Below are 10,825 nucleotides of genomic sequence, written 5' to 3' on the forward strand. Positions count from 1 at the left end.
CCAAGTCCCTCACGGTGCAGGGATCGGCAGTGGTCCCGGGCTGGAGTCTCCGCGGAGGCGTTTGAGGACGAGCTCGGCGCTGATGAGGCACATCGGCACGCCGACCCCGGGCGCCGTCGTGGCACCGGCATAGAACAGCCCGTCGACTGCCTTCGAAGAGTTCTGCCGGCGGAACATCGCGCTCTGGCGCAGCGTGTGCGCGGGCCCCAGCATCCCGCCGAGCCAGGAGTTGAAGTCCTCGGCGAAGTCCGTCGGTCCCAGCGTCCTGCGCACTCTGATGCGCCGGCGCAGGTCGGGGATGTCGGCCCATCGGGCGATCTGGTCGATCGCACGATCGGCGGCCGCTTCGATCCGCGGATCTCCTGCCCCGTCGTCTCCCCCGGCTCCGAGCCCTGCATCGGCGGGGACGGGGATGAGGAGGAAGAGATTCTCGTGCCCGGGCGGAGCGACGGTGGGATCGGTGGCGCTGGGACGGCAGGCATAGATCGAGGCCGGTGAGGGGATCTTCTGCGTGGACCCGAAGATCGCGTCGAAGTTCGACTCCCAGTCCTCGGTGAAGAACAGCGAATGATGCGGCAGCGCCTCGAGCTCGCCCTCGATGCCGAGGAAGACGAGCACCGCCCCGGGGCCGCTCGTCACTGACGACCAGGAGCGTTCCGGGAAGCTCTGGTCCTCGGGGCCGAGCAGCTGCGTCTCCGTGTGGTGGAGGTCGGCGGCGGAGACGATGACGTCGGCGGAATGCGTGCGTGTGCGTCCAGCGCCATCGGTCCAACGCAGACCGGTTGCCCGGCGTCCGGTCCGTCCGGGGCCGGGTGCTGCCTCGGTGTCGATGTGCGTGACATCGGCTCCTGTGTGCAGGCGCACCCCGGAGCGTTCGGCCAGCCGGACGAGGGCGTCGATGATCGTATGGAACCCGCCCATGGGGTAACTGACACCTTGGTCGAGGTCGAGGGTGCTCATGAGGTGGTAGATCGCCGGTGCCCGTCGCGGGTCGGTGCCGAGGAAGATCGCGGGGTATTGGAGGATCTGGCGCAGCACCGGATCGTGGAACGATGCGTTCGCGAAGTCGGTCAGAGAGGTCCCCAACTGCCGGAACAGTGTCGGCAGCGCGCCGAGGATGTCCCGATGGAGCAGGGACCGTGGCGAGGTGAAGGGGTTGTAGAGGAAGTGGGCGAGCGCGAGTTCCTTTGTGCGCGCGGCCGAGACGAGGTAGTCGTCGAGGGAACCTCCCGTGCCTCGCTCGACGCTTTCGAAGATCGCCCGCACCCGGGACCTGCCCTGCGGGATCGTCAGTTCTCGCGTGCGCCCCGGGGCGCCCGTGCTCTCATCGACCGGCCCCGGTGGGCTGAATACGGTGTAGCCGGGATCGAGCATGCGGAGGTCGAGTTCGGCCTCGGCGCTGGTGCCGGCGAGAGCGAAGAAGTGTTCGAAGACCTCGGGCATGAGATACCAAGAGGGCCCGGTGTCGAAACGGAAGCCCTCACGCTCGAACACGCCGATGCGCCCGCCGAGTTCGCTGTTCTTCTCGAACAGGTCAACCGAGTGGCCTTCGCGGGCGAGGAGGATAGCTGTGGCCAGCCCGGCGGCTCCCCCGCCGATGATGCCGGTGCGCGGGCTGCTGACGGCACCGGAGCCGCTCCGCCGGTTCACTTCCGACCTTCGCGGGCTGAAGTCATGACTGCGTGGGCTGTCAGTCGAGCCTTCACGGCGCTCGGGACCCGCACCCGATGTCGGTAGAGCTCGGCGACGGGAGTAGAGGCAATCCTCTCGGTGAGCGCGGTGAAGAGCGCGCAGGCGCAGCGGACCGCAGTGCGCGCGTCCTTCGGCAGTCCGGTGATGGCATCCTGCGCGGCGTCGAGCTGCTGCCGGATCGTGTTCACCCATTCGGCTTTCTCAGCCTCGGTGAGTCGGTGTCCCGAGGTGAGGTAGCTGCGGCCGAGGCGCTGATCATCATCGGCCAGGTCGCGCAGGAAGTTGACATTCTGGAACGCCGCTCCCAGCTGCCGTGCCCCGTACTCGAGCCGGGCGACCTCGGCGGGGGTGCGGTCGAGATCGATGAGGAAGACCTTGAGGCACATGAGTCCGACGACCTCGGCGGACCCGAAGACGTACTCGGCATGTTCCTTCGCGTCGAAGCCGCGGACCGGCGACGCGGTCGCCGCCTCGGTCCTACGACCGGAACCGGCGTCCGCGGATTCCAGGTCTGCCCGCATGGAGGCGAAGAACGGGTCGATGAGCTCGGAGTCGATGCCTGCTGCGCGAGCGGTCCGGGCGAAGGCATGGATGACGAGGTTGTCACTGATGCCGTTGCGCAGCGCCGCGTGGGTGGCGGATGCGAACCGGTCCAGCATCTCCCGCTGCTCGGCCTCGTCAAGCCCTGCTTCGAGGGCCAGGCCATCGACAATCTCATCGGCAATGCGGACCAGGGCGTAGATATTGCGGATATGGTGCCGGTTTCTGGCTCCGAGCAGTCTGACCGCAAGACCGAAAGAGGTCGAATAGCTCGCGATCACGGCCCTGGACGCATCCTCGGCGGTGCGCGTGTAGAGCTCATCGATGGTGCTGCTTCGCCGCGTCATGTTCGTTAGCTTAGCTAAATATCTGCCAAGTAAGCGAATCTTCGCTCGGGCGGCGTCGCGGTGTCATTCGAGGACGAGGCAGAAGGGACGCCCGATCAGGTCGGCGTAGACGCGGAAGCTCGGATGCTCGTCCGAATCGTCGAGCAGCCTCCCGCCGGCGTCGATCATCGTGATCCTTCCTTCCTCACCGAAGTGCAGGGAATGCTGTGGCCGTGACCGCATTGTCCATGTGGTCACGCTAGGCGCCGGGACTCGACAGCGACAAGACCCCTCGGCGCCCAATGCAAACCCCCGCTTTGCCGTTGCGAGGACCGAGGTTGAGGATTCCCGAGGTCGCTCGGGTCACCTAGACGAAACCCGCGGATCTGTAAAGACCCTTCCACAGAAACGTCGCCCTCAATAGCGTCTCTGGCACAACGGGAGTCCCGGTGGCTCCCCGATCCGATTCGGAGGATGACATCATGACTTCACCCATCCAACTAGCCCGCACCTACGCTCGCTCCTATGAGGCGTCGTCGCGCAAGGGCAAGGGCACGATCCTCGACACGCTCACGGAGGCGACCGGGTGGACACGCGATCACGCGCGCCACCAACTGCGCAGCCAGTTCCACCAGATCAGAGCCGGGGTCTCCCTCGACGCTGTCGTCGACCGCCGTCGCCTCAAGCCGAAGAAGTTCTCCTCTCGTGCCCAGCGGGCTCTCGAACTCGTGTGGAAGTCCTCCGGCCGCCCCTGCGGCAAGTACCTCGAGGCGGCGATGGCCGACTGCCTCGACTCCCTGGAGCGGCACGGTCACCTCCGTGAGGGACGGCACGGCTATTCGCCCTCGGTGCGAAGGGAACTCCTCGACATCTCCGCGGCGACGATCGATCGGTACCTGCGCGGTGCCAAGGCCGGCGACCAGGACGATTCGTGGCTGACCGGCACCGGGGCGGGGATGCGTGCTTCCCTCCCGCGGCAGCGCATGCGTTCGCTCCTCGAGCCCGAACCCGGCTACTTCCTCGTCGAACTGCTGACGGTCACGACACTGACCGACGAGGACTGCGTCACAGTGACATTCACCGACGTGGAGATCGGGTGGGTGCACACGAGGACCTTCGCCCCCGGCACGCAAGTGGTCGACATGCTCGCGCAGATGGTGCGCGCGGTGCCTTTCATCGTCACCGGAATCCTGTTGCCACCGGCGGTCCCGGACAGCGCCATCGAGAAGTGGGCAGAGGACAACCTCATCGAAGTCCACTGCATGAGCGATCTCCGACAAGGGTCTCGCGTACCCGATCGGACGTTCAGCGGCCTCAACCTCCCGCTCGGCACGCCGCACGACATCGATGCCGCGGTCGCGAGAGTCAACCAGCTGTGGTCGGCCCTGGCCGACCGCCTCAATTACTTCATGCCTGTCAAGAACCCCGTGGGCTGGCGCCTCTCTCCTGCAGGAGAGCGTCGACGCGAATACGATCGTCCGGACACGCCGGTCTCCCGACTCATCGCATCCGGCATCCTCTGCCCCGAACAGACTCGGGAACTGATCGAGAAGAGTCAGGGACTCGACATCGCCGGGCTCACCGCACGCGTCGAGGAGCTGAAGTCGACTCTGCGGTGAAGGGACACTTCGCCGCCAGGTCCGGCGGTAGGCGACGAGAAACGGCCGTCGGAGGCCATTGACGAAGATCCCGACATGGACGAATACTGAAGACAGCCATCCCAGGGTCGACACCTGAGACACGATTGGAGTGGCATCTCTGATGGACGAGACCTCGGCAGAACCGACCGATGACATACCCCGCGACGCGGCTGTCGCTCCCGCGCCCACCGTTACCGATGACGAACGGCATCGACTTACTGCGCAGATCGGCGAGCAGGGTGCTTCGACTCCATCCGCGAGCATCGCATCGTCCGGGTCCCGGATCTCACCGACCCCACCCCCTGGCCCCGGTTCGCCTCCAGCGCGGTCTCTGAGGGAGTGAGGAGCATGCTCGCCTTCCAACTCTTCGTCGAGGTCGACAGCCTCGGTGCCCTCAATCTCTATTCGAAGACTCCCCGCGCCTTCGACCAGGAATCGGAAGACATCGGAAGCGGAGTGGCCGCTCATGCCTCTCTGGCTCTGGCCAACGCGCAGAAGCAGGGACAGCTCTAAGAGGCAGTGGCCTCGCGGGATCTCATCGGTCAGGCGAAAGGGATCCTCATGGAACGGCACAAGATCAGTGAGCACGAGGCGTTCCTGCTGCTCACGAAGGTGAGCTCGAAGACGAACACGAAGCTGCGTGAGGTCGCCGAGGAGTTCGTCAGCACCGGTGCGCTGCCGGGCACGGTCACCGACTGATCCGGCACGTCCGTCTGCTCATTCTCTTCGACCTGCCACTTGTTGTCCGGTGCGGCTCTGGGATAATCTGAGAATCGGTCAAGCAGATGGCCGCCTTCCTGGACCCAAAGGGACCACTGTGTACACTCTGCTCAACAACAGCGAAGCTTCCAAGTTCGATCTCTACCTTCCCGGACAGCTCGTCGCCTCTCTTCACTACACGATCACAGCGGACGAGATCATGTTCGTCTACTGCGAAGCCATTGAGCCCCTCGATTCGGAACGGCATTGCCGCGAACTCCTGCGTCTGGCTCTCGAAGACTCACTGAATCGCCGGATCCCCATCACCGTCTCGTGCCCGATCGCGCGCAAGCACATCGACAGCGACCCGGTCATCGGTGCCCAGATGCAGACTCTGCCCAAGAACGTGGGGCATAAGCACGAGAACTCCGTCGAATAGGGCAGCGACCGCATCTGTCACACCTCTTGCGTCTCGGCATCGGTCTCGACATCCTGGGGCGACGAGAAACATCGTGCTCGTCGATCTCAGCGGTGAGGAAATTCTGAGGAAGGGCGCCAACAGAGGATCAGCTGTCCGCCGTCGCCGGCAACGACAACATCCGAGACGTCGCCGGACACGACTTCAGCGCGAAGGACCTGCGCATGTGGCGGGCGACCGTCGTCGCCGCTCACGAGCTGCCATGGGCCGAGGCGCGGTTCGTGCCCGCCGATGTGCTGTCGTCATCTTCATCGTCTCCTCGTGTCAGTGTGCGTGTCGTCTGCTCCCCCGCAGCGGGAACGGTCGGATGACCCACTCTCCGGGTGCGGGACGCTCATCATCCTGAGTGCTCCCGAGCACTGTCCAGGGGGCCGCCGCCCCCGGCGGGTGCCTCAGACAACGTTGCCGTTCGCGGACACAGAGACGGTCGTCACGCCGTCCCAAGCGACCGTCCTCGGGCCGCGTTCCGTGCCTGGCCCGCCTGCCGACGGCTCAGCGGCGATGAAGTATGAGTCTCGTGCGGACGCTGACATCGGCAGCGCACTTTGCCACGCTGTCTACTCAGGCACGGCCGACGATGAGGAGTCAGCGGATGACACAGACTGGTGCGATCGACGAACTGAACAGCCCTGCACCGCTCACTGCGCCGGAGCGCGGGCTCATGCCTCGGCCGAGAGGCGAGGTCACCTCGTTGCTGCTCAGCGTGCTCACATCTGACGGCGGGGAAGCTGCTGAGCTGCTGCCCGAACTCGACGCGGCCGCTTCTTCTGCGCTGGTGTCGAGTGAGGACATGTTCCGCGACGAGGATCTGCAGCTGGCGCTCCACCTTCTCTACACCCTGCACACCGGCCCTGCCGATTTCGTGCACGGAGACTGGGAATGGGACCCCTCGCTGATCGGGATCCGCGGAAGGATCGAGCGCCGCTTCGAGACCGCGCTGCGAGCACTCGCGCCATTGCCGGACCTCATTCCGCGCTCCGGCGCCGAACTCGCACAGACACTGTTCTCGATGACCAGCGAGGTGGCGCAGCCGGAGCTGGCCACATGGGCGGCGAAGCACGCGTCCGTCGACCAGCTGCGGGAATTCCTCATCCACAAGTCCATCTACACCTTGCGCGAAGCCGATCCCCATTCCTGGGCGATACCTCGACTGCGCGGACGGGCGAAGGCAGCCCTCGTCGAGATCCAGGCTGACGAATACGGCGGCGGCAGACCCGAGCGCGTCCACGCCGAGATCTTCGCCCAGGCGCTGCGCGGATTCGGTCTGGACGACCGACCCGATCACTACCTCGATGACGTGCCTGCGGTCACTCTCGCCTCGGTGAACGCGATGAACCTCTTCGGTCTCAACCGGCGCCTGCGAGGTGCCGCCATCGGTCATCTCGCGGCGTTCGAGATGACCTCGTCCATCCCCAACGGCCTCTACTCTCGTGCCTTCTCCAGAAACGGCTTCGACCGGGACGTCACGTGGTACTTCGACGAACACGTCGAAGCCGACGCCGTTCACGAACAGATCGCCGCACATGACCTCGCGGGAGGGGCAGCCGACGACGAACCGGGACTCATCCCCGACATCCTCTTCGGTGCCGCGGCCTGCCTCCGCCTCGACGACATCACCGGTTCCCGGATGCTCGCGGCCTGGTCCACAGGAGCCAGCTCGCTGCGAGCGGGCGGGAGGTCGCTGTGAACACGACTCCGACCACCACCATCACTCCGTGCCCGGACGGGCCGCTGCTGATCCGAGGCGACTTCGCGGTCCTCACAGCACCAGGACGGGAGGAGACGGCAACCGAACGTCGGGTCGTCGCCCTCTGCCGGTGCGGGAAGACCGGAATCCCACCGCTGTGCGACGGCTCCCATCGGGCCGTCGGCTTCCGTGCTCCCGCACCACCGCCGACAGAAGACCAGCCGACAGACCCCGCGGAGCCATCGGATAACGACTGACCCGCGGGCGAGCGACCGCTCCGACGGGCGAACACACTGTCGATCGAGAAGGAGAGAAGACAATGCGTGCAGTCACTTGGCAAGGCAAGAGAGACGTCTCTGTGGAGACGGTCGATGATCCGATCCGTCACAAGTCGAACGACGCGATCATCGAAGTCACCTCCACCGCCATCTGCGGCTCCGACCTTCACCTCTACGAAGTGCTGGGTCCATTCATGGACCGCGGGGACATCATCGGGCACGAGACGATGGGTCGAGTCGTCGAGGCCGGCCCCGATTCCGGCTTGTCGACCGACGATCGGGTGGTCGTGCCGTTTCCCATCTCCTGCGGCCGCTGCTGGATGTGCGAGCAGGGGCTGTACACCCAATGCGAGACCACACAGGTGAGGCAGTACGGGTCCGGGGCACAGCTGTTCGGCTACTCTCGACTCTACGGGTCTGTGCCCGGCGGGCAGGCAGAATACCTCCGTGTCCCCTATGCCGACGTCGGACCGATCAAGGTCGGTGCCGATCTTCCCGACCACCGCTACCTCTTCCTCAGCGACATCCTCCCCACGGCATGGCAGGCAGTGAAATACGCCGGGATCAGGGAAGGCGACTCGCTCGGCGTCTACGGTCTCGGGCCTGTCGGCCAGTTCGCCGCCCGCATCGGCAGACACCTCGGCGCGCAGGTCTTCGCTCTCGACCCGGTCCCCGAACGTCGTGACATGGCCGCTCGCCACGGGATCGAGGTCTTCGACTTCGACGAGGACGCACATTCGGCCATCCGAGAGGCCACCTCCGGGCGTGGGCCCGACGCGGTCGTCGACGCCGTGGGGATGGAAGCACACGGGTCCCCGCTGGCCTCGGCCGCACAGCAGGCGACCGGTCTGCTCCCGCCTCCGGCCGCGCGGAAGCTCATGGAGACCAGCGGCATCGACAGGACCGCGGTCCTCCACGCGGCGATCGATCTGGTCCGTCGGGGCGGGACCCTCTCGCTCAGCGGAGTCTACGGTGGGGCACTCTCACCCATGCCGCTGCTCACCCTCTTCGACAAGCAGATCCAGCTGCGGATGGGGCAGTGCAACGTCCGCAGCTGGACCGATGACCTTCTGCCGTTGGTCGAAAGCTCCGACGATCCGCTTGGCGTCGATGACCTCGTCACCCACCGGCTTCCCCTCGATTCAGCTCCCGAAGCCTATGAGATGTTCCAGCAGAAGACCGACGGCTGCATCAAGGTCGTCCTCGACCCGAACGCGGATCTGTGAGCCGCCCACCGCTTCTGCAGTCAACCCACCATTGAGGAGACACCATGAGTACAGAAGATCGACCGATCATTCCGGGCAAACCCGGTTCCCGCACTCCGGACTTCGAGGAGCCGACGACGCCGCGAGAGCCGTTGCCGCCGAAGCCCGATCAGAGCGGTCCGAAGCCGACGTCACCCACAGGGGCGCCCAGTCGCGACGAGCAGGAGGACCAGGCCCAACAGGGCAGCTGGCTGACCACTGCCCAGGGCGCCCGGCTCTATGACACGGACCATTCGCTCAAGGCGGGTTCCCGTGGACCGACCCTGCTGCAGGACCACCACCTGCGGGAGAAGATCACCCACTTCGACCATGAGCGCATCCCCGAACGTGTCGTCCACGCGCGCGGTTCTGCCGCCCACGGCACGTTCATCTCCTACGGCAATGCCGCGACCATCACGAAGGCGGCCTTCCTCGCCCCCGACGTCGAGACGGAGGTCTTCACCCGCTTCTCCTCGGTCGTCGGCTCGCGCGGCTCGGCCGACGCCGTCCGCGACACCCGGGGCTTCGCGACGAAGTTCTATACGAGGGACGGTGTGTTCGACCTCGTCGGCAACAACATCCCGGTGTTCTTCATCCAGGATGCGATCAAGTTCCCCGACATCGTCCATGCGGCCAAACCGCACCCGGACCGTGAGATCCCGCAGGCGCAGAGCGCTCACGACACCTTCTGGGACTTCGTGTCCCTGCACACCGAGGCGACTCATCACACGATGTGGCAGATGTCCGATCGGGGCATCCCCCGCTCCTTCCGGATGATGGAGGGCTTCGGGATCCACACCTTCCGAACCGAGAACTCCGCCGGAGAGACCTCCCTGGTGAAGTTCCACTGGAAGCCGAAGGCCGGTGTGCATTCGCTCATCTGGGAGGAGGCCCAGATGGTCAACGGCGTCGATCCGGACTTCCATCGCCGGGACCTCGCCGACGCCATCGAGGCCGGAGCATGCCCGCAGTGGGAACTCGGCGTCCAGGTCTTCCCCGACGACCCCCATGAGACCTTCGAGGGAATCGACCTGCTCGATCCGACGAAGATCGTGCCCGAGGAGCTCGCACCCGTACAGCCGCTGGGAATGCTCACGCTCAACCGCAATCCCAGCAACTTCTTCGATGAGACCGAGCAGGTGGCGTTCCACCCCGGGCATGTGGTCCCGGGCATCGACATCACCGACGATCCGCTGCTCCAAGGGCGGCTGTTCTCCTATCTCGACACCCAGCTCACCCGACTGGGCGGGCCGAACTTCTCTCAGCTCCCGATCAACCGTCCGCACTGCCCGGTCAACGACATGTTCCGCGACGGAATGCACCAGACTGCCGACCATCGCGGCACCGCACCGTACAAGCCGAATTCGCTCGACGGCGGCAACCCGTTCCCTGCCGAGCAGACCGACGAGCATACGTTCGTCGAAATCGCCCACGAGATTCCGGCGTCGAAGAAGGAACGCCGTTCGCCGGAGTCCTTCGACGACCACTATTCCCAGCCGCGCATGTTCTGGCTCAGCCTCACCCCCGTCGAACAGCAGCACCTCGCCGATGCCTTCACCTTCGAGCTCGGCAAATGCTACGAGGAGACGATCCGGGAGCGCGAGGTCGCTGTGCTCGCCTGCATCGACTCGGAGCTTGCCCGCATGGTCGCCGAGGGGCTGGGTCTCGAGGCCCCTGCGGCTCAGACGCCGCCGCGCAGCGATATCGAACCGAGCCCGGCACTGTCCCAGGTGGGGAAGCGCTGGCCGGTCGACGGGCGCAAGATCGGCATCGTCACCGGCAGTGGGACCGACCCCGAGCAGGTCATCCGCGCCTACGACCGCATCGCCGAGGCGGGAATGGTCCCCATCACGATCGCTCCGGTGGGTGGACGCATCACCTCCGGCGAGCGGAGCGTCGCCGTCGAGCGGACATACCTGACCGTGGCCTCGAGCGAACTCGACGCCTTCTTCTTCGCCGATGGTGCCGAGCTGACCACCGAGATCGAGCTCCTGATCACGGAAGCGTGGCGTCATCTCAAGTTCATCGCCGCCAGCGGAGACTCCTGCACCATGATGGAGAAGTACGGCATCACGGCCGACGACCCCGGAGTGTACTGCAAAGATGACCTCGAAACGGCGCTCTCGCAGCTGCAGGAGGGGCTGAGCGAGCACCGAGCTTGGGCCCGGGTCGAGGCCTGAGACACTGCATGCCATTGCTGAAGGAAAGGTGACGTCGCCGGTAGCGGGAAGCCCAGGAATC

General features: G+C 65.6%; 11 protein-coding genes and 1 pseudogene. 9 read left to right on the top strand and 3 right to left on the bottom strand.

Annotated elements, in window-relative coordinates; genetic code table 11:
• Positions 1 to 9: 9 nt before the first annotated feature.
• The 3 genes from crtI to GUY30_RS13925 all read right to left on the bottom strand — a co-directional run bounded on the left by crtI (position 10) and on the right by GUY30_RS13925 (position 2,816).
• Positions 10 to 1,650 carry a phytoene desaturase family protein gene (gene crtI, locus GUY30_RS13920; protein ID WP_208091426.1) on the bottom strand — a complete coding sequence of 547 codons (1,641 nt, stop codon included), beginning with the start codon at positions 1,648 to 1,650 and terminating at the stop codon, positions 10 to 12.
• Positions 1,647 to 2,579 (bottom strand): phytoene/squalene synthase family protein, encoded by a 933-nt coding sequence (locus tag GUY30_RS17800; protein WP_208091427.1) that lies wholly within the window; start codon positions 2,577 to 2,579, stop codon positions 1,647 to 1,649. The genes crtI and GUY30_RS17800 overlap by 4 nt, the downstream gene beginning before the upstream one ends.
• A 63-nt stretch (positions 2,580 to 2,642) precedes the next feature.
• Positions 2,643 to 2,816 carry a hypothetical protein gene (locus GUY30_RS13925; RefSeq protein ID WP_167198755.1) on the bottom strand — a complete coding sequence of 58 codons (174 nt, stop codon included), beginning with the start codon at positions 2,814 to 2,816 and terminating at the stop codon, positions 2,643 to 2,645.
• Positions 2,817 to 3,040: 224 nt separating this feature from the next.
• Here GUY30_RS13925 and GUY30_RS17805 point away from each other — a divergent pair, with 224 nt between their 5' ends.
• From GUY30_RS17805 to GUY30_RS13970, 9 genes and pseudogenes are all read left to right on the top strand, one after another.
• Positions 3,041 to 4,177 (top strand): hypothetical protein, encoded by a 1,137-nt coding sequence (locus GUY30_RS17805; protein ID WP_208091428.1) that lies wholly within the window; start codon positions 3,041 to 3,043, stop codon positions 4,175 to 4,177.
• Between the two features lie 270 nt (positions 4,178 to 4,447).
• Positions 4,448 to 4,711, top strand: a pseudogene (locus GUY30_RS13935) (GAF domain-containing protein); the annotation flags it as partial.
• Positions 4,712 to 4,717: 6 nt separating this feature from the next.
• Positions 4,718 to 4,897: an ANTAR domain-containing protein gene (locus GUY30_RS13940; protein ID WP_167198758.1), complete on the top strand. Its 180-nt coding sequence runs from the start codon at positions 4,718 to 4,720 to the stop codon at positions 4,895 to 4,897.
• Between the two features lie 118 nt (positions 4,898 to 5,015).
• A complete protein-coding gene (locus GUY30_RS13945; protein ID WP_167198761.1) occupies positions 5,016 to 5,336 on the top strand; it encodes a hypothetical protein in 321 nt (106 codons plus the stop codon).
• Positions 5,337 to 5,539: 203 nt separating this feature from the next.
• On the top strand, positions 5,540 to 5,686 hold the full coding sequence (locus GUY30_RS13950; protein WP_167198764.1) for a hypothetical protein: 147 nt from the start codon (positions 5,540 to 5,542) through the stop codon (positions 5,684 to 5,686).
• A 350-nt stretch (positions 5,687 to 6,036) separates the two neighbouring features.
• Positions 6,037 to 7,062, top strand: a complete 1,026-nt coding sequence (locus GUY30_RS13955; protein ID WP_167201064.1) for an iron-containing redox enzyme family protein — start codon at positions 6,037 to 6,039, stop codon at positions 7,060 to 7,062.
• Positions 7,059 to 7,319 (top strand): CDGSH iron-sulfur domain-containing protein, encoded by a 261-nt coding sequence (locus GUY30_RS13960; protein ID WP_139908832.1) that lies wholly within the window; start codon positions 7,059 to 7,061, stop codon positions 7,317 to 7,319. The genes GUY30_RS13955 and GUY30_RS13960 overlap by 4 nt, the downstream gene beginning before the upstream one ends.
• Before the next feature lie 62 nt (positions 7,320 to 7,381).
• On the top strand, positions 7,382 to 8,566 hold the full coding sequence (locus GUY30_RS13965) for a zinc-dependent alcohol dehydrogenase (protein ID WP_167198768.1): 1,185 nt from the start codon (positions 7,382 to 7,384) through the stop codon (positions 8,564 to 8,566).
• 44 nt (positions 8,567 to 8,610) lie between these two features.
• Positions 8,611 to 10,764, top strand: coding sequence for a catalase (locus tag GUY30_RS13970; protein WP_167198771.1), 2,154 nt, complete (start codon positions 8,611 to 8,613; stop codon positions 10,762 to 10,764).
• Positions 10,765 to 10,825: the final 61 nt, after the last annotated feature.

It is taken from the genome of Brevibacterium pigmentatum, assembly GCF_011617465.1.
In the GTDB taxonomy this organism is placed as follows: domain Bacteria; phylum Actinomycetota; class Actinomycetes; order Actinomycetales; family Brevibacteriaceae; genus Brevibacterium; species Brevibacterium pigmentatum.

Bases quoted from the DNA above. Each gene is read 5' to 3' on its own strand.
- GUY30_RS17800 (WP_208091427.1), bottom strand. From the start codon at position 2,579: ATGACGCGGCGAAGCAGCACCATCGATGAGCTCTACACGCGCACCGCC.
- GUY30_RS17805 (WP_208091428.1), top strand. From the start codon at position 3,041: ATGACTTCACCCATCCAACTAGCCCGCACCTACGCTCGCTCCTATGAG.
- GUY30_RS13950 (WP_167198764.1), top strand. From the start codon at position 5,540: ATGTGGCGGGCGACCGTCGTCGCCGCTCACGAGCTGCCATGGGCCGAG.
- GUY30_RS13955 (WP_167201064.1), top strand. From the start codon at position 6,037: ATGCCTCGGCCGAGAGGCGAGGTCACCTCGTTGCTGCTCAGCGTGCTC.
- GUY30_RS13965 (WP_167198768.1), top strand. From the start codon at position 7,382: ATGCGTGCAGTCACTTGGCAAGGCAAGAGAGACGTCTCTGTGGAGACG.
- GUY30_RS13970 (WP_167198771.1), top strand. From the start codon at position 8,611: ATGAGTACAGAAGATCGACCGATCATTCCGGGCAAACCCGGTTCCCGC.